The 18,295-nt window shown below is 72.1% G+C and carries 16 protein-coding genes; 13 read left to right on the forward strand and 3 right to left on the reverse strand.

The features are described 5' to 3' along the window. Positions 1 to 15 precede the first annotated feature (15 nt). On the reverse strand, positions 16 to 849 hold the full coding sequence (locus NYZ95_RS00815) for an HAD family hydrolase (protein WP_262847749.1): 834 nt from the start codon (positions 847 to 849) through the stop codon (positions 16 to 18). Between the two features lie 131 nt (positions 850 to 980). On the opposite strand from NYZ95_RS00815, the gene ssd reads away from it, so the two are divergent. The 7 genes from ssd (at position 981) to NYZ95_RS00850 (ending at position 5,970) form a co-directional block, all read left to right on the forward strand. After that, complete coding sequence (gene ssd / locus NYZ95_RS00820; RefSeq protein WP_262847750.1) at positions 981 to 2,078, forward strand: septum site-determining protein Ssd; 1,098 nt, start codon at positions 981 to 983, stop codon at positions 2,076 to 2,078. Beyond that, the gene (locus NYZ95_RS00825; RefSeq protein ID WP_262847752.1) at positions 2,075 to 3,268 is read left to right on the forward strand and encodes a TadA family conjugal transfer-associated ATPase; all 1,194 of its coding nucleotides are present in this window, start codon (positions 2,075 to 2,077) and stop codon (positions 3,266 to 3,268) included. The genes ssd and NYZ95_RS00825 overlap by 4 nt, the downstream gene beginning before the upstream one ends. After that, positions 3,265 to 4,077, forward strand: a complete 813-nt coding sequence (locus tag NYZ95_RS00830) for a type II secretion system F family protein (protein WP_262847754.1) — start codon at positions 3,265 to 3,267, stop codon at positions 4,075 to 4,077. The genes NYZ95_RS00825 and NYZ95_RS00830 overlap by 4 nt, the downstream gene beginning before the upstream one ends. Positions 4,078 to 4,205: 128 nt before the next feature. Beyond that, the gene (locus NYZ95_RS00835; protein ID WP_262847756.1) at positions 4,206 to 4,799 is read left to right on the forward strand and encodes a type II secretion system F family protein; all 594 of its coding nucleotides are present in this window, start codon (positions 4,206 to 4,208) and stop codon (positions 4,797 to 4,799) included. Between the two features lie 149 nt (positions 4,800 to 4,948). Beyond that, positions 4,949 to 5,137 carry a DUF4244 domain-containing protein gene (locus NYZ95_RS00840; RefSeq protein ID WP_262847757.1) on the forward strand — a complete coding sequence of 63 codons (189 nt, stop codon included), beginning with the start codon at positions 4,949 to 4,951 and terminating at the stop codon, positions 5,135 to 5,137. A gap of 108 nt (positions 5,138 to 5,245) precedes the next feature. Then, the gene (locus NYZ95_RS00845; RefSeq protein ID WP_372500442.1) at positions 5,246 to 5,587 is read left to right on the forward strand and encodes a TadE family type IV pilus minor pilin; all 342 of its coding nucleotides are present in this window, start codon (positions 5,246 to 5,248) and stop codon (positions 5,585 to 5,587) included. Beyond that, positions 5,584 to 5,970 carry an Rv3654c family TadE-like protein gene (locus NYZ95_RS00850; RefSeq protein ID WP_262847759.1) on the forward strand — a complete coding sequence of 129 codons (387 nt, stop codon included), beginning with the start codon at positions 5,584 to 5,586 and terminating at the stop codon, positions 5,968 to 5,970. The genes NYZ95_RS00845 and NYZ95_RS00850 overlap by 4 nt, the downstream gene beginning before the upstream one ends. Here NYZ95_RS00850 and NYZ95_RS00855 read toward each other — a convergent pair. Both NYZ95_RS00855 and sftH read right to left on the reverse strand, forming a co-directional pair. Further along, complete coding sequence (locus NYZ95_RS00855) at positions 5,940 to 6,290, reverse strand: LapA family protein (protein ID WP_262847761.1); 351 nt, start codon at positions 6,288 to 6,290, stop codon at positions 5,940 to 5,942. The two genes, NYZ95_RS00850 and NYZ95_RS00855, sit on opposite strands and share 31 nt — an antisense overlap. Positions 6,291 to 6,320: 30 nt before the next feature. Beyond that, entirely contained in the window at positions 6,321 to 8,678 is a 2,358-nt protein-coding gene (gene sftH, locus NYZ95_RS00860) for a DEAD/DEAH box helicase (protein WP_262847763.1), read from the reverse strand. A 122-nt stretch (positions 8,679 to 8,800) separates the two neighbouring features. Here sftH and NYZ95_RS00865 point away from each other — a divergent pair, with 122 nt between their 5' ends. The 6 genes from NYZ95_RS00865 to NYZ95_RS00890 all read left to right on the forward strand — a co-directional run bounded on the left by NYZ95_RS00865 (position 8,801) and on the right by NYZ95_RS00890 (position 18,294). Next, positions 8,801 to 9,145 carry an STAS domain-containing protein gene (locus tag NYZ95_RS00865; protein WP_262847765.1) on the forward strand — a complete coding sequence of 115 codons (345 nt, stop codon included), beginning with the start codon at positions 8,801 to 8,803 and terminating at the stop codon, positions 9,143 to 9,145. A gap of 143 nt (positions 9,146 to 9,288) precedes the next feature. Next, positions 9,289 to 11,799 (forward strand): sodium-translocating pyrophosphatase, encoded by a 2,511-nt coding sequence (locus NYZ95_RS00870; protein WP_262847767.1) that lies wholly within the window; start codon positions 9,289 to 9,291, stop codon positions 11,797 to 11,799. A gap of 100 nt (positions 11,800 to 11,899) precedes the next feature. After that, positions 11,900 to 13,384, forward strand: a complete 1,485-nt coding sequence (locus NYZ95_RS00875) for a DUF7059 domain-containing protein (RefSeq protein ID WP_262847770.1) — start codon at positions 11,900 to 11,902, stop codon at positions 13,382 to 13,384. 161 nt (positions 13,385 to 13,545) lie between these two features. Next, complete coding sequence (topA, locus tag NYZ95_RS00880) at positions 13,546 to 16,233, forward strand: type I DNA topoisomerase (RefSeq protein WP_262847772.1); 2,688 nt, start codon at positions 13,546 to 13,548, stop codon at positions 16,231 to 16,233. A gap of 2 nt (positions 16,234 to 16,235) precedes the next feature. Beyond that, positions 16,236 to 16,919 carry a hypothetical protein gene (locus tag NYZ95_RS00885; protein WP_262847774.1) on the forward strand — a complete coding sequence of 228 codons (684 nt, stop codon included), beginning with the start codon at positions 16,236 to 16,238 and terminating at the stop codon, positions 16,917 to 16,919. A 19-nt stretch (positions 16,920 to 16,938) separates the two neighbouring features. Continuing rightward, a complete protein-coding gene (locus tag NYZ95_RS00890; protein WP_262847776.1) occupies positions 16,939 to 18,294 on the forward strand; it encodes a flavin monoamine oxidase family protein in 1,356 nt (451 codons plus the stop codon). The last annotated feature ends 1 nt before the right edge of the window (position 18,295 follow it).

Raw genomic sequence — 18,295 nt, forward strand, 5'->3', positions numbered from 1 at the left:
GCGGACGATCGGCGACTACTCCGAGCGACGCCGCTTGATCTGGTGCAGCGCGACGCCGGCGGCTGCGGAGACCGCCGCGGCGGCGATCCCGGCGACGGCGACCTTGCTGCCGGTCGACTCGAACGACACGCGGCTCTTGAGCGCCATCGGCTCGGCGAACTCGAGGATCGGCCAGCCCTCCTCGGCCGCGAGACGGCGCAACGCCTTGTCGGGGTTGACCACGTACGGGTGGCCGACCTCGGCGAGCATCGGCACGTCGGTCTCGGAGTCGGAGTACGCGTACGAATCCGTGAGGTCGTACCCCTGCTCCTCGGCGAGCTCGCGGATCGCGGTCGCCTTGTTCTCGCCGTAGGCGTAGAGGGCGATCTCGCCGGTGTAGCGGCCGTCCTCCTCGACGAGCTGCGTCGCGATCACGTGGTCGGCTCCGAGCATCGCGCCGATCGGGTCGACGACCTCCGAGCCTGACGCGGAGACGATGACGACGTCGCGGCCCGCGTCGTGGTGGGCGGCGATCAGCTCGACGGCCTCGACGTAGACGAGCGGGTCGACGACGGTGTGCAACGTCTCGGCGACGACCTGTCGGACGGTCTCGACGTTCCAGCCCTCCACGAGCTGGGTGAGGTACGCGCGCATCTTCTCCATCTGCGCCTCGTCGGCACCCTGCAGGGCGAACACGAACTGCGCGTACGCGCTGCGCAGCACCGAACGGCGCGTGATGAGCCCCGAGTCGTAGAACTGCCGCGAGAACGCCAGCGTGCTGGAGCGGGCGATGATCGTCTTGTCGAGGTCGAAGAATGCCGCGGAGCGCGTGCTCGCGGGCGGGACGGGCGTCGCGTCGGACGTGGTCACGCGTTCAAGCATAGACAGCCGAGACCGTCGAAGGCGTCGCATATTGCTCGTGGTCGGTCCACAGGAGTGTGCTGTCCCCAGGCGGGCGAAAGGTCGGCGTGCTCGTGGCGCGCCGGACACACGCTCTCCGCATGGTTGCCTTCGCAGGAAGCCCACGCTCACCACGACCCCTGCTCGTCACCGCCTCCGAAGAACGCCTCGAGTCCGTGCTCCGGCTCTGCGCGGCAGCAGGTGTCGAGCCGCACGTGTGCACCGACGTGGGTGCGGCGCGTCAGCTCTGGCCGCGCGCCGGGCTCGTCGTGCTCGGTGACGAGCTGCTCGACGCGGTGGCGGCCGCGGCGCTCGAGCGGCGGTCCGACGTCGTGGTGGTCGCCGACGAGTCACCCGATCCGAAGGTGTGGGGAGCAGCGCTGGCGGTCGGCGCCGACCGCGTGCTGGCCCTTCCACGCGACGACGACACGCTCTGCGACGCGCTCGCGGACGGGGCCGAGGGCGAGGGACCGGACGCGCCGGTCCTGGCGGTCGTGGGTGGCTGCGGGGGCGCCGGGGCGTCCTCGCTCGCCGCCGCGCTCGCGCTGACGGCCGGCCGTCGACGCGCGGCCGTCGGTGGGGGCGATCCGCGCGTGCTGCTCATCGACGCCGATCCCTGGGGCGGCGGGCTCGACGTCCTGCTCGGCGTGGAGTCGGTGCCCGGGCTTCGCTGGAGCGACCTCGCGTCCACGCACGGGAGGGTGAGCGGCGCCGCGCTGAGCCGCTCGCTGCCGCGCGTCGAGGGGCTGGCGGTCCTCGCGTGGGACCGCGGTGCGGCGGTGCCGGCTCCCGCCGAGACCGTTCGCGCGGTGCTGTCAGCGGGGCGGCGCGGCCACGACCTCGTCGTCGCCGATCTCCCGCGCCATCTCGACGCCGCGGCCGAGGAGATCCTCGCGCGAGCCGCCTCCGTCCTGCTGGTCGTGCCCGACGACGTCCACGCGGTAGGCGCGGCGTGCGGCGTCGCCGAGGGCCTCGCCGGGTGGGCCGGCGGCGCCGGGCTCGTCGTACGCCGGCGACGGCGAGGGCTTCCGCCCGACCTGATCGCCGAGACCTTGGCGCTGCCGCTCGTCGCGACCGTGGACGACGACGTGAGGTTCAGGCGCTCGGTCGAGGAGGGCCTCGGCCCGCTGGCGCGGCGCACCGCCGTGGGGCGGACGGCTCGTGAGGTGCTCGACGCCCTCGGGCTGGAGCTCCGATGAGGCAGCGCGTCCCCGAGGCGCTGCCCGACCTTCGACTTGTCGAGGAGATCCGCGGGCGGCTCGCGACCGCGGGCGAGCGTCCCACCGCCGACCGGGTCGCGGCTGCTCTGCGCGCCGGCGGTCACGTCCACGGCGACCGCACGGTGCTCGCCGTCGTCGACGCCCTGCACCGGGAGACGGTGGGCGCGGGACCGCTGGAGCGTCTGCTGCGCACCGAGGGCGTGACCGACGTCCTGGTCAACGGGCCCGCCGAGGTGTACGTGGACCGCGGGGCGGGGCTCGAACGCACCGACGTGGTGTTCGCCGACGACGACGCGGTCCGCAGGCTCGCCCAGCGGCTCGCCGCGGCCGCCGGCCGGCGGCTCGACGACGCATCGCCTTTCGTCGACGTGCGACTCCCCGACGGCACCAGGCTGCACGCCGTGCTCTCGCCGCTCGCCCGACCCGGCACCGCGTTGTCGCTGCGAGTCCCCGCGCGCCGCGCGTACTCGCTCGACGAGCTCGCCGAGCGTGGCGCGTTCGGCGCGGAGGTGCGCGGCGTGCTCACCGCCGTCGTACGGTCGCGGGTCGCGTTCCTCGTCACCGGAGGCACCGGCACGGGCAAGACGACGCTTCTCGCGGCGATGCTCGGCGAGGTCCCCGGCGACGAGCGGGTCGTGGTCGTGGAGGACGCGAGCGAGCTGCGTCCCGCCCATCCGCACCTGGTGGCGCTCGAGGCGCGGCCGGCCAACGTGGAGGGAGCCGGCGCCGTGGTCCTGCGCGACCTGGTCCGGCAGGCGCTTCGTATGCGCCCTGACCGTCTCGTGGTCGGTGAGGTGCGCGGGCCCGAGGTCGTCGACCTCCTCGGTGCGCTCAACACCGGGCACGAGGGCGGATGCGGCACGCTCCACGCCAACAGCCCGCGTGACGTGCCCGCCAGGATCGAGGCGCTCGCGATGGCGGCGGGCATGCCTCGGGCCGCCGTGCACAGCCAGCTCGGCGCCGCACTCGACGTCGTGGTCCACGTGGCGCGCGACCCGTCGGGGCGTCGGCGCGTCGCGGAGGTCGCGATGGTCGGTGATGGCGGGGACGGGATCGTGGGGTGCGAGACCGCTCTGGCGGTGAGCTCGCAGGGGCGGGTCGTACGCGGGCCGGGCGCGGATCGGCTCGACACGGTGCTGCAGCGCGCTGCTGGCGGGGACCCGACATGAGGGCCGAGGGACTCGAGGGGGTGGCCCTGGCGCTGGCCGCGCTCTCGGCGTGGCTGGCGGTCGGTCCACCGCAGGCGGCGCGCGTGGTGGCGCCAGTGACCGGTCCGGCGGGGACGCCCGGGGGCAGGGCCCAGACCCGCACGGCCTTGACGGGCTCGCTCGCCGCGATGGTGATCGTCACCCTGGCGTGGTCGGGGGTCTCGCTCGTCGCGATGCTCGTCGCGGCCGGTGTGGTCGGCGTCGTGGTGCGCCTGCGCGGCCGGGCACGACGCCGCGCACAGGCCCGACGACGGCACAGCGAGGTCGCGGGTGCCTGCGAGGCGCTCGCGTCGGAGCTGACCACGGGCACGGCGGCGTCGCTCGCGATCGAGAGGGTCGCCGTCGAGTACGCGGTCCTGGCTCCCGTCGCCTCGCACGCACGGCTCGGTGGCGACGTCGTCACCGCCCTGAACGCCGCCGCGACGCACCCCGGTGCCGAGGGGCTCCGCGACCTTGCTGCGGCCTGGAGCGTGAGCACGCGCAGCGGCGCGAGCCAGGTGGTGGTCCTCGACCGCGTCGCCGAGTCCTTGCGCGCCCGAGACGACCTGCTCCGAGAGGTGGACGCGGCACTCGGATCGCCCCGCGCCACGGCGCGGCTCCTCGCGGTGCTTCCCCTTCTCGGACTGGGACTCGGGGTCGCGCTCGGAGGCGACCCGCTCGGCTTCCTGCTCGGCGGAGGGCTGGGATCGTGGTGCCTGGCGGTGGGAGCGGGGCTCGCTGTCGCGGGCGTGCTGTGGGTGGAGCGCCTTACGGAGTCGGCGGCGCGGTGAGTCTGCTTGCCGCACTTTTGGCGCTCCTGGCCGTCGCGCTCGTCACGGACGTGCCTGGTCGAGCGCGCCTCCGGGAGGTCGCGGGAGCGCCGGGCGCACGACCGCAGAGACCTCCTCGTCCGGAGTGGGTGACCTCTCCGTGGTTCGCCGGGTTGCTCGCGACCGTCACCGTCTGGCAGGTGGTGGGTGGCCTGACCGGTCTGCTGCTGGGGATCCCCGTCGGAGGGGGCGTCCTGTGGTGGGTAGGACGCCTCGAGCCAGGCGCGCACCGGCGCCGGCGTGAGGAGGAGATCCGTGACCTTCCCCTCGTGCTCGACCTCGTGGTGGCGGGCATGGCCGCCGGACGCCCGACCACGCAGGTCCTCGAGGTGGTCGCGGACGCCGTCGGTGGGCCGCTCGGTGCTCGCCTGCACGCGGTGGTCGCGCGCCTGAGCCTCGGCGCCGACCCGACCGAGGTCTGGCACGAGCTTCACGACGACACCGTCCTCGCGCCCCTCGCGCGGGCTTTCGCCCGCGCGTCACGCAGCGGGACCGCCGTCCGACGGGTGCTCGAACGGGCTGCGGAGGACGTCCGCGCTGCCCAGCGTTCTGCGGCGCTGGAGCGCGCACGGGCGGTCGGTGTCCGGACGGCAGCGCCGCTGGGTGCGTGCTTTCTGCCCGCGTTCCTGCTGATCGGTGTCGTCCCCACCGTGGTCGCGACGTTCGTCTCCCTCGAGCTCTGATCGTGCGACTCGTGACGCCGACCAGCCCTTCCACAGGCGGGCCGTGTCCCCAGCCGAGCGTCAGGGCGTCACCGACCTCCGCAGACGGACCCACCTTGAGAGTGCGTCCGATCCGCGGGCGCGATGACACCGATCGAGGAGAGAGCGACATGCGACACCTGAAGCAGCTGCGGGCACGAGCCCACGAGCAGGGGATGACGACGTCCGAGTACGCCGTCGGGACGGTCGGCGCCTGCACCGTCGGCGGGGCGATCTACACGATCGCGACGTCGGACTGGTTCAACAACTTCATCAAGGGCGTCTTCGAGAAGGGGATCGAGCTGCTCCCGTTCATGTGAGCGGGCTGCCGGGCCCGGCGGTCGGGGGGACCGCCGGGCCGGGTCGTACGGGAGAGGCACGGGAGAGGAGGCGTGGTGGGTGCAGGTCCGGTACGAGAGCGAGGGATGGTGACGGCAGAGACGGCGATGGTGCTGCCCCTGCTCGTCGCCGTGGCGCTCGCGCTCGTGTGGGTGGTGAGCGTCGGCGTGGCGCACGTGCGACTGGTGGACGCGGCACGTGAGGGCGCCCGGATGAGCGCGCGCGGCGACGCGCCGTCCGAGGTCGTCGAGGCTGTCGAGACGATGGTCCCGGACGAGGCGACGGTGGAGGTGGCCGACGGCCAGGACGACGGGACGACCCGCGTCACGGTGCGCCTCCGGGCCCGCGTCGACCTGCCGTTGGTCAGGCGGCTCGCCGTCGATCTGGACGCCACGGCGGTCAGCGCGAACGAGGCGGTGGCGTCATCGTGAGCGCGCGGCGACCCTTCGCGAGGTCCGAGCGGGGAGCCGGTGCGGTCTACGGCGTCGTGGCGGTGGTGGTCCTGTCGACCGCCTTCGTCGTCGCGCTCCAGGTCGCCGCGTTGGCACGGGTCCAGCACCAGGTGACCGCTGCCGCAGACCTGGTCGCGCTCGCGGCGAGCGCGTCGGTGGAGGCCGGTGGCGACGGGTGTGCGCAGGCAGAGCGACTCGCGCGAGCGAACGAGGCCGAGCTGCGCTCCTGCGAGCTCGTCGCCTCCGTCGCGACCGTCGTCGTCGAACGGAGCGTGCGCGTGTGGGGCACCAAGATCACCGTCCACCGCACGGCGAGGGCGGCGCCGCGAGACTACGTCCCCGCCGGCGGTGGTGGACGGTGAGGGTCTTCGTTCGCGGGCGGCTCGGCAGGCGCGGCCGGTGGCACGTCCTGAGCGCGCTGCTTCTCCATCCGGCGGTGCTCCTTGCGCAGCTGCCGGTTCTCCTTGCGCACCTGGTAGCCCCGGCGCGTCCCCCGGGCGATGAGAGCGAGAGCGACGACGGCGACGAGCATGCTCCCCGCGCCGATCCAGAACGCGCCCACCCCGTCCGTCACGAGGTTCCAGCCGAGGAAGTCGATCGACACCGACTCGGTCGCCTCGAGCGACACGACGACACCCACGAGCACGGCGAGGGCCAGCAGCAGCACACCCAGAGCGATCATCCACGTCCCCCTCGTGATGGTGGGATCACCCTAACGAGATCCGGCCTCTTCCACCGGGTGCGCGGCGGGCTCCGGGGCGTCCGCCAGGAGTGCGTCGAGCAGGACCACGGCGCCACGCTTCGACAGGGGGTTGTTGCCGTTGCCGCACTTCGGCGACTGCACGCAGGAGGGGCACCCCGCCTCGCACCCGCAGGCGACGATCGCGTCGCGGGTCATCGACAGCCAGCGGCGAGCGACGTCGTAGCCGCGCCGCGCGAATCCCGCCCCGCCGGGCAGGCCGTCGTGCACGAAGACGGTCAGCATCCCGGTATCGGGATGTTGCGCGGTCGACACCCCGCCGATGTCCCAGCGGTCGCAGGTCGCGAGGAGGGGGAGGAGCCCGATCGAGGCGTGCTCGGCGGCGTGAGCGGCTCCGGGCACCTCTGCGGGGTCGAGGTCCAGCGACTCCACGATCCGGCCAGGCAATGTCCACCACACCGCGGTCGTACGGAGGGTGTGCTCGGGGAGGTCGAGCGGGACCTCCCCGAGGACCTGGGCGCTGCCCGAGCGGCGCTTCACGTACGAGACGACACGGCTCGTGACGTCGACCTCGCCGAAGGCGACGGTGGCACGCCCCCACGGCACGGCCTCCCGCTGCTCGACGATGGCGATGTCGGTCACCGAGCGGGCGGTGGTCGTGTAGTCAGGGCGGTCGGGACGTACGAGCGCCACGCCGTCGACCGTGTCGTAGTGCTCGACCACGTACGTGTCGCCACGGTGCACGTAGACGGCACCGGTGTGCACGGTCGCGTCGGCGCGCCCGCCGTCGACGGTCCCCAGCAGACGCCCGGTGTCGTCGTCGACGATCTGCACGGCTGGTCCCCCCACCGACCGGATGTCGACGAGGTCGGCGGCGCGCTCACGCTTCGTCCAGAACCATCCCTGGGGTCGTCGGCGCAACCAGCCTGCTGCCGTCAGTGCCGCGACTCCCTCGGAGGCGCCGTCACCGAACAGCACGAAGTCGTCTTCGGTGAGCGGGAGCTCTTGGGCAGCCGCTGCGAGGTGGGGTCCGATCACGTGGGGGTTCGAGGGGTCGAAGACCGTGCCTTCGACCGGCGCGCCGAGAAGGGCCTCCGGATGGTGGACGAGGTAGGTGTCGAGAGGGTCGTCACGGGCGACGAAGATCCCGACGGCACGAGACCCGTCACGCCCGGCCCGTCCGAACTGCTGGCGGAGTGCGGCCCGCGTCCCGGGGAAGCCGGTGGAGACGACCGCGTCCAACCCTGCGACGTCGATGCCGAGCTCGAGCGCGTTCGTGCTCGCCAGGCCGAGCAGCGCCCCGGTCCTCAGGTCGCGCTCGATGGCGCGGCGCTCCTCCGGCAGGTAGCCGCCGCGATACGTCGTCACCCGGTCGGGCAGGGACGTGTCGAGCTCGGCCAGCATCCGGCGCGCCGACATCGCGACCGTCTCGGCCCCACGACGGGACCGGACGAACGTCAACGTCCGAACGCCCGAGGAGACGAGATCCGTGAGCAGCCCGGCGGCTTCGACCGACGCCGGCCGGCGGACGGGGGCACCGTTCTCCCCCGCGCCGGCGTCGACCAGCGGCGGCTCCCAGAGGGCGAGCGCGACCTCGCCCTTCGGGGCCGCGTCGTCGGTGACCGCGCGGACGTCGAGCCCAGTCAGGCGTGCCGCGGAGACGGCCGGGTCGGCGACCGTCGCCGAGGCGAGCACGAACGTCGGGTCCGCCCCGTAGTGCGCAGCGACCCGGCGAAGGCGGCGCAGGACGTGCGAGACGTGCGACCCGAAGACGCCACGGTAGTGGTGGCACTCGTCCACGACGACGTAGCGCAGTCCCGACAGGAACCGTGCCCAGCGACTGTGAGAGGGGAGCACGGTCCTGTGGAGGAGGTCGGGGTTCGTCACGATGTAGTTGGCGTGCTCGCGCGCCCACTGGCGCTCCTCGCGGGTGTTGTCGCCGTCGACCGCGGCCGCACGGACCGGCTCCCAGCCGGCGGTCAGCGCGTCCAGGCCCTGCAGTTGGTCGTGTGCGAGTGCTTTGGTGGGTGCGAGGTAGAGCACCGTCGGCCCGCGGCCGCGCCGGGTGTCGGCCGCGCGTCCCGCGGCGAGAGCGGTGAGCGCAGGCAGCTGGTAGGCCGCCGACTTGCCCGAGGCCGTCCCCGTCGCCACCACCACGTGACGACCGGCGTACGCGAGGTCGGCCGCCTCGACCTGGTGGGCCCACAAGGTGTCGATGCCTGCCGCGCGCATCCGCGCCCGCAGGTCGTCGTCGACCCAGCCGGGCCACGGGGCGTGCACGGCGGTCCGGGCCTCCTCGCGAGCGAGGTGCACGAGCCGGCCGTCGGAGGCCCCCGGCAGCCGCAGCAACGTCTCGATCGGATCGGCCACCTTACGAGTCTCCCAACCCCGACAAACCGCACCACGGGCAGCCTGGCACGATCCACCGACGAGCCTCGTCCGCGTGATTCAATGGGGCCCTGTACCGCTGTCGTAGAGCAGGAGCCGCCGCGGTGGACCTCACACTCGAGACGCGTGTGCTCGACGGCTTCCGCGTCGTCGAGGTCGCCGGCGAGATCGACGTGTACACCGCGCCACGCCTCCGCGAGGCACTCGCCGACCTCATCGAGAGCGGGCACCACCACGTCATCGTCGACGTGGAGAAGGTCGACTTCCTGGACTCCACCGGGCTCGGAGTCCTGGTCGGCGGTCTCAAGCGGGTGCGGGCCTACGACGGCAGTCTCGACGTCGTGTGCACCCGCGCGCGCCTCCTCAAGATCTTCGAGATCACCGGACTCACCAAGGTGTTCGGCATCTTCGGGACGGTCGACGACGCCGTCGCCGCCCACGTGGCCTGAAGCGCCCGCGCTGAACACCCCCTGACACAAATCCGCGTGTCTGTCGCGGAAACGGTTGTGTCGTACGTCACGTTGCTGGTTGTCTGTTCGAGCACGCACGCCTGAGTCAGCGCCTCGCTGCGCCATGCCGAGGAAGGATCCGCATGTCCTACGTTCCCCTGGCAGCATCCGAAGACCTCTCGCTCACGGGTACGAACCTGGGCCTGGTCATAGGAGTCGCCGTCATCGGCGTCATCTCACTGGTGATGGCCGCGGTGTTCCGCAAACAAGTCCTCGAAGCCGCCGAGGGCACCGAACGGATGCAGGAGATCGGCCGAGCGGTGCAGGAGGGCGCCGCCGCCTACCTCACCCGACAGTTCAAGACGCTCGGCGTGTTCGTCGTCCTTGCCTTCCTCCTCCTCTTCATCCTTCCGGGCGACGCGAACATCCGGATCGGACGCTCGATCTTCTTCCTCGTCGGGGCCCTGTTCTCCGCATCGATCGGTTACCTCGGCATGTGGCTCGCCGTCCGCGCGAACGTCCGTGTCGCCGCCGCCGCCCAGAACGAAGGGCGCGACCCGGCGATGAGGATCGCCTTCAGGACCGGCGGGGTCGTCGGCATGTCAACGGTCGGTCTGGGCCTCCTCGGGGCCGCGATCGTCGTCCTGATCTACAAGGGCGAGGCACCGTCGGTGCTCGAGGGCTTCGGCTTCGGTGCAGCCCTGCTCGCGATGTTCATGCGAGTCGGCGGAGGCATCTTCACCAAGGCCGCTGACGTCGGTGCCGACCTCGTCGGCAAGGTCGAGCAGGGCATCCCCGAGGACGACCCGCGCAACGCGGCGACCATCGCCGACAACGTGGGCGACAACGTCGGCGACTGCGCCGGCATGGCGGCCGACCTCTTCGAGTCGTACGCGGTGACGCTCGTGGCCGCCCTCATTCTGGGTTCGGTGACCTTCGGCGAGCACGGGCTCGTGTTCCCGCTGATCGTCCCGGCGATCGGCGCCCTCACCGCCATCCTCGGTGTCTACCTGACACGCCCGCGCGCCGGCGAGGGCGGTCTGACGACGATCAACCGGGCCTTCTACCTGTCGGCCGTCATCTCAGCGATCGGGTGCACCATTGCCGCGTTCGTCTACCTGCCGTCGAGCTCCGACGACCTCGTGGACGCCGGAGGCGTGACCGCGATCGAAGGGCTCTTCGGACAGCTCGGGCTCGGCTCGCAGGCCGGTGACTTCAACCCGCAGGTCGTCGCCATCGTCGCAGTGCTCATCGGCATCGTCCTCGCCTCGGTGATCCTGGCGCTGACCGGCTACTTCACGGGCACCGAGCACGACCCGGTCAAGGACGTCGCCAAGACGGCGCTCACCGGTCCGGCCACCGTGATCCTCTCCGGCTTCTCCCTGGGCCTGGAGTCCGCGGTCTACACGGCCCTCGTGATCGGCGCCGCCGTGTACGGGGCGTTCCTCCTCGGCGGAGGCGCGCTGCTGGTGTCGCTGTTCGCCGTCGCGCTCGCAGGCTGCGGCCTGCTCACCACCGTCGGCGTCATCGTCGCGATGGACACGTTCGGCCCCGTCAGCGACAACGCCCAGGGCATCGCCGAGATGTCAGGGGATGTCGACGAGAAGGGCGCCGCCATCCTCACCGAGCTCGACGCTGTCGGCAACACCACCAAGGCGATCACCAAGGGCATCGCCATCGCGACCGCGGTGCTCGCGGCGACCGCGTTGTTCGGTGCCTTCACGGACACGATCACACGCGAGGCCGAGAACATCAGCGACGCCAGCGACATCCCGGTCGGAGAGCTGCTCGGTCTGCTGGGCGTGCTCAACATCGCCGAGCCCAACAACCTCGTTGGTCTGATCATCGGCGCGTCGGTGGTGTTCCTCTTCTCGGGTCTGGCGATCGCCGCCGTCGGTCGTGCCGCCGGTGCGGTCGTGTTCGAGGTCCGCCGTCAGTTCCGTGAGATCCCCGGGATCATGGAGGGCACCGGTCGTCCCGAGTACGGTCGCGTGGTCGACATCTGCACCCGCGACTCCCTGCGGGAGCTCGCCACTCCCGGCGTGCTCGCGATCTTCGCCCCGATCGCGGTCGGCTTCGGCCTCGGCGTCACCGCACTCGGCTCCTACCTTGCCGGAGCGATCGGCGCCGGCGCCCTGATGGCCGTCATGCTCGCCAACTCCGGCGGCTCCTGGGACAACGCCAAGAAGCTGGTCGAGGACGGGCACCACGGCGGCAAGGGATCGGAGGCCCACGAGGCGACGATCATCGGAGACACCGTCGGCGACCCGTTCAAGGACACCGCCGGCCCGTCCCTCAACCCGCTCCTCAAGGTGATGAACCTCGTGGCGCTCCTCATCGCACCCGCGGTGGTGACGCTCTCGTACGGTGAGGACGACAACGACGTGCTGCGCTACCTGATCGCCGCCATCGCGGTCGTGATCATCGTGGCCGCGATCGTCGTCTCCAAGATGCGTTCGTCGGCCATCACCGACGACCCGGGCAGCACCGGTGGCGGCGAGGGCGGCGGCCACGGGAGCGACCCGGACTCGCTGGAGAGGCCAGGTGTCGACTACGAGCCGACGAGCGACGAGGACCGCGAGCCGCTCCGTGGTCCCGTGCCGGGCGCGCCGGAGTACGACGAGTCGGGCTGGCAGGACCCGCGCCCGATCTGACCCGCTCACCTCCCCGAGGTGAAGGGCCGAGCGGTGCCTCGTCGTACCGCCCGCAGCCCATCGCCTCGGGGAGGTCGCGGTCCCACCTACGCTGGACCGCATGCTCCGGGACTCCGACACCGCCGCCTTGCGTGATGCCCTCCGTACCGCGGACTACACGGTCGAGGCGGTGGCCGAGCTCCTCGGCGCCGACGCGCACCGTGCGCTCATGCGCAACGAGACGACCCCGGGCAGGCGGGCGACGCGCGACGGGTCGCCGCTCTCGACCTTGACGCGACTGTTCGCCCTCCAGGTGCCGGTCGCGGTCGAGGACGCTGAGCGTGCGCTCCCCGGGCTCGTCGACGCGCTGTCGGTCGCCGGGATCCTCGAGCGCTCCGTCTCCGAAGTCGCCGCGCGCGTGGACCTGCGGGCGTACGGAGACGACACCCACGACTGGTGGGTCGTCTGCGACCTGACGCCCGGGCTCGACGGATCCCCGCGAACGGTCGGGCCCGAGCACGTCCTCGGCATCAGCGAGGCGTCGTCGTCCCTGGCCCAGCTCACCGTCCGGGAGCAGGTGGGCAGCGCACTGGACCTCGGTACGGGCTGCGGCGTCCAGTCGCTCCACCTGGCCACCCACGCCGGCCGGGTCGTCGGCACGGACGTGAACCCGCGCGCGCTGGCGATGGCGCGGCTGACGGCGGCGCTGAACGCCGACGACCCCGCGTCGCCGCTGTTCGAGGTCCGCGACGGCAGCCTGCTCGCGCCCGTCCGGGGCGAGACGTACGACCTCATCGCGACCAACCCGCCGTTCGTGGTCTCTCCAGCGACCGGCGAACGCCTGGTCTACCGCGACTCCGGGCTGCCCGGCGACGAGGTGGTCCGCCGGATCGTGACCGAGGCGCCGTCCCACCTCAACCCCGGCGGCTGGTGCCAGATCCTGGCCAACTGGGTCCACGTCGACGGCCAGCCCTGGACCGAGCGGCTCACCGAGTGGCTGAGCGGCACCGGCTGTGACGCGTGGGTGCTGCAGCGGGAGGTCGCCGACCTGCCGACGTACGTCGAGATGTGGCTCGCCGACGCCGGCCTGCAGGGGGCTCCCGACTACGTGCAGCGGTACGACACCTGGCTCGGGTGGTTCGAGGAGCAGGGCATCGAGGCGATCGGGTTCGGCTGGCTCAGCCTGCGCAACGCCGGGCGCGACGCCCCGGTGCTGCGGCTCGAGGAGTGGCCGTACGAGATCGAGCAGCCGATCGGCCCGCACATCGCCGCCTGGGGCGCGCGTACGGACGCGTACGCCCGCGCCACCGACGCCGACCTGCTCGCCGCTCACCTGGTGCAGGCCGACGACCTGGTCCAGGAGACGCTGGGTCCGGCGGGCGCTGCCGACCCTGAGGTGATCATGGTCCGGCTCCAGCGTGGCGTCCGTCGGGCCAAGCAGCTCGACACCGTCCAGGCGGGTCTCGTGGGGGCCTGTGACGGGGATCTCTCGGTGGGCCAGATCCTCGATGCCCTCGCCCAGATCCTGGGCCAGGACGCGGCTGCCCTGCGAAGCGCCACGCTGCCTGTGGTCCGGGAGCTGGTGGCCGACGGGTACCTGCGCTGACCCTCGGGTCCGGCGCGTGACCCGCGACACGAGGATGTGACACCCGCACACGAACTCTTGCGATCACGCGCTACCTTGGCGGCGTCGCGCCTTTGCGACGCACTGCGACCCCGCATGCCGGGCGACGCAGTGACTGCACAGGACCAGGAGCACCCACCACCGTGACCTCTCTCGTCATCGTCGAGTCGCCGAAGAAGATCGCGCAGATCGCCGGCTACCTCGGTAAGGGCTATGTCGTCGAGGCCTCCTTCGGCCACGTCCGCGACCTGCCCAACGGTGCTGCTGAGGTGCCCGCCAAGTACAAGGGACAGCCCTGGGCGCGGTTGGGCGTGGACGTCGACGGCGAGTTCGACCCGGTGTACGTGGTCCCGGCGGACAAGAAGGCGCAGATCACCAAGCTCAAGAAGCTCCTCAAGGATGCCGACGAGCTCATCCTGGCGACCGATGAGGACCGCGAGGGCGAGGCGATCGCCTGGCACCTGGTCGAGGAGCTCAAGCCGAAGGTCCCGGTCAAGCGGATGACCTTCAACGAGATCACCCCGCAAGCCATCCAGGCGGCGATCGAGAACACGCGCGACATCAACGAGGACCTCGTCGACGCGCAGGAGACCCGCCGCATCCTCGACCGCCTCTACGGCTACGAGGTCAGCCCTGTGCTGTGGAAGAAGGTCATGTCCGGCCTGTCCGCGGGGCGGGTGCAGTCGGTCGCGACCCGGATGGTCGTGGAGCGTGAGAGGGAGCGCCGCGCGTTCCGCTCCGCCTCGTACTGGGACCTCGACGCCCGGCTGGACGCCGGCGAGGGCAGGGACCCGCGGGTCTTCCCCGCCCGTCTGCTGTCGGTCGGCGGCGCGCGGGTCGCGCAGGGCCGTGACTTCGACTCCGAAGGACAGCTCACCAGCAGCGAGGTCGTCCACCTCGACGAGGCGCGCGCCGCCGCGCTCGCCGACGGGCTGCGCGAGCAGACCTTCACCGTGCTCTCGGTCGAGTCGAAACCGTACACCCGGCGCCCGTACGCCCCGTTCCGTACGGTCACGCTGCAGCAGGAGGCCGGCCGCAAGCTCGGCTGGGGCGCGCAGCGCGCGATGCAGGTGGCGCAACGGCTGTACGAGGGCGGCTACATCACCTACATGCGTACGGACTCCACGACGCTGTCGCAGACCGCGCTCAACGCGGCGCGTGCCCAGGTGCGTGACCTGTACGGCCCGGACTACCTCCCTGAGGCGCCCCGTACCTACACCTCGAAGGTCAAGAACGCCCAGGAGGCCCACGAGGCCATCCGCCCGGCCGGCGAGACCTTCCGGACCCCTGCCGAGACGGGGCTGAGCGGCGACGAGTTCCGCCTGTACGAGCTGATCTGGATGCGGACGATGGCGTCGCAGATGAAGGACGCCAAGGGCAACACCGTGACCGTACGGATCGGGGCGACCGCGGCCTCTGGCGAGGAGTGCGTCTTCACCTCGTCCGGACGCACGATCACGTTCTACGGCTTCCTCAAGGCGTACGTGGAGGGCGCGGACGACCCCGAGGCGGAGTCCGACGACAAGCAGACCCGCCTCCCCGACGTCGCGGAGGGCGACACCGTCACCGTCGACAGCCTCGAGGCTGCCGGGCACGCCACGAAGCCGCCCGCCCGCTACACCGAGCAGACGCTGATCGGCGAGCTGGAGAAGCGCGAGATCGGGCGCCCGTCGACGTACGCGTCGATCATCCAGACGATCCTCAACCGCGGCTACGTCTACAAGAAGGGCACCGCGCTGGTGCCGTCGTGGGTCGCGTTCTCGGCCACGCGCCTCATGGAGCGCCACTTCGGCCGGCTCGTGGACTACGCGTTCACCGCGACGATGGAGGACGTGCTCGACGAGGTCGCCGCCGGTCGCGAGCGCCGCCCCGCTGTGCTGCACGGCTTCTACTACGGCGACACCGAGGGCGACACCGGCCTCAAGCGTCTCGTCGACGGTCTGGGCGAGATCGACGCGCGGGAGCTGTCGACGTTCGAGATCGGCGACGGCATCGCCCTGCGCGTCGGCCGCTACGGCCCGTACCTCGAGGGGCCCGACGCCGACGGCGTGCTCCAGCGCGCGAACGTCCCCGACGACCTTCCGCCCGACGAGCTGACCCTCGACAAGGCCAAGGAGCTTCTCGCGAACCCTGCCGGCCAGGACCGCGAGCTCGGCACACACCCGGAGACGGGTCGCGTGATCGTCGCCAAGAACGGTCGGTTCGGGCCGTACGTCACCGAGGTGCTCCCGGAGGATGCGCCGAAGAAGGAGAAGCCGCGGACGGGCTCGCTCTTCAAGTCGATGGACCTCGACACGGTGACCCTCGAGGACGCCGTCAAGCTGCTGTCCCTGCCGCGGGTGGTCGGCGCCGACCCTGAGAGCGGTGACGAGATCACCGCGCAGAACGGCCGCTACGGGCCGTACCTCAAGAAGGGCACCGACTCGCGCTCGTTGGAGACCGAGGACCAGATCTTCTCGATCACGCTGCCGGAGGCGTTGGCGATCTACGCGCAGCCGAAGCAGCGCGGACGTCGTGCGGCCGCGGCCCCGCTCAAGGAGCTCGGCGAGGACCCGGAGTCGAAGAAGCCCGTGGTGGTGAAGGACGGCCGGTTCGGGCCGTACGTCACCGACGGCGAGGTCAACGCGACCCTGCGCAAGGGCGACGAGGTCGACACCCTCACGCTGGCGCGTGCCGCCGAGCTGTTGGCGGAGAAGCGCGCGAAGGGGCCGGCGAAGAAGACCACGCGCAAGAAGGCACCGGCGAAGAAGGCACCGGCGAAGAAGGCGGCTGCCAAGAAGGCACCGGCCAAGAAGGCGGCCGCCAAGAAGAGCACCACCAAGAAGGCCTGACGGTGCGCAGGACGGCTGTGGCGCTGGTGGCGCTCGGGGTGCTCGCCGCGGGCTGCGGCTCCGACGATGGGCCCGCGAAGGAGGCCTCGGCGCAGGAGACGACGCCCACGTCGGCTCCGACGCCGCCGCTGTCCGGAGGGCAGATCGACCCCGCGGGCTACGAGTCGCCGGAGTCGGTCGCCGCCGAGTCGCCGGTCGTCGTGATCGGTGCGGTCGAGGCGTGGGAGAAGGGGCCGCAGGTCGTCCTCGACGACGGCTCGACGCGCGGGGGGCCAGAGCGGCTCGGCTTCTCGGTGCTCGTGATCGCGGCCGACCAGGTCATCAAGGATGACAAGGGCCTGGTCACCGGGTCGCGGATCTACGTCCCGGTCGCCGACGAGGTCGCGAACCTGAGCGCGCTGGCACCGGTCGGGTCGAACGTCGCCTTCATCGGGGGCGCCGACACCGGCCTCGCGATGTTCGACGCCGACCAGTACGAGGTGTCCGACCCCGAGGCGGGGGTGGAGGATGGGGCGACGCTGCTCTGGGCCACACCGCAGGGGGTGACCGTGGAGACCGAGAGCGGCGCGCTCGTGCACGCCGACCCGTCCGCCCGGGACGCGGTGTGGAAGGACGTGGCGAGCCTTCCCGACGAAGAACAGTTCGGGATGGTGGCGCAGCGCTTGATGGCGCTCTCGCGAGGCTGAGCGCGCTTAGGATCGACGCGTGGCGAACGTCGATGTGATCGTGGTCGGAGCGGGTGTCGCTGGTCTCGTGACTGCGGACCGCGTACGCGCGGCGGGGCGCAGCGTCGTCGTGCTGGAGGCACGTGACCGGGTGGGCGGGCGTACGCTCACCGAGCCCGTGCCCGGGGTGGACGGCCTCGTGGTCGACTCCGGTGCGGCGTGGGTGGCTCCCGACCACCACCTCCTGTGCGCCGAGCTCGAGCGGTTCGGCCTGGAGACGACACCGCAGGCGGGCCCCGGCGACGCGCTCGCGTCGCTGCGGGGCAAGACCCGCCGCTTCGCCGAAGCCGGCCGCCCGCTCGACCCGGTCACGACCGCCGACGTGGCGCAGGCGATGGTGCGCTTCGGCGCTGCGGCGGAGCACGTCGATCTCGCCGCCCCGTGGCGCGGCCACCACGCGGCGCGGTACGACGCCCAGACCTTCGAGAGCTGGATCCGGCGCACGTGCGTCACGCCGAAGGGCCGCGACTACTTCCGGCTCGTCTGCGAGGCGGTCCTCGCCACCGAGCCCCAGAACGTCTCGCTGCTCCACATGCTGTTCTACGCCCGCTCCGGAGGGGGTCTGCTGCACCTCGTCACGACCGGTGGGGGCGCGCAGGACGCACGCGTCGTCGGCGGCATGCAGCAGGTCTCGGAGCGGCTGGCCGACGGGCTCGGCATGTGGGTGCGGCTGCAGGAGCCGGTGACGACGATCGTCCACGACGCCGACGGGGTCTCGGTGCACAGCGAGTCCGGGGCCACGACTGCCCACCGTGTCGTCGTCACGGTGCCGCCGGCCCTCGCCTCGTCGATCGAGTATCTGCCCGGACTCCCGCACGAGCGGACCCAGCTCGTCCAGCGGATGCCGCACGGAAGCGTCGTAAAGTGCCACGCGGTCTACTCGCGCCCGTTCTGGCACGACCTCGCACTCTCGGGTGAGATCGTCTCCGACGAAGGGCCGTCCAAGGTCGTCTTCGACACCACGCCGCCCGGCTCCAAGTACGGAGTCCTGACCGTCCTCGTCGAGGGCGAGGACGCGTTGCGCCTCGGCGTACGCGGCCCGGCGCGTGCCCGTACCGAGGTGCTCCGAGGGCTCGCCGAGCACCTCGGTCCGCGTGCGATGGACCCCGTGGCGTTTGTCTCGCGCGACTGGACGGCGGAGGAGTGGACGCGCGGCTGCTACGGCGCTCACCTTCCGCCCGGCGCGTGGACGCAGGTCGGCTCGGCCCTGCGCGCGCCGGTGGGGCGCATCCACTGGGCCGGTACGGAGACCGCCGAGCGCTGGTGCGGCTACGTCGACGGGGCGATCGCGTCGGGTGAGCGCGCCGCCGCCGAGGTGCTCGCCGTGCTGCCCTGAC

The sequence above is a fragment of the Mumia quercus genome (assembly GCF_025506335.1).
Classification (GTDB): domain Bacteria; phylum Actinomycetota; class Actinomycetes; order Propionibacteriales; family Nocardioidaceae; genus Mumia; species Mumia quercus.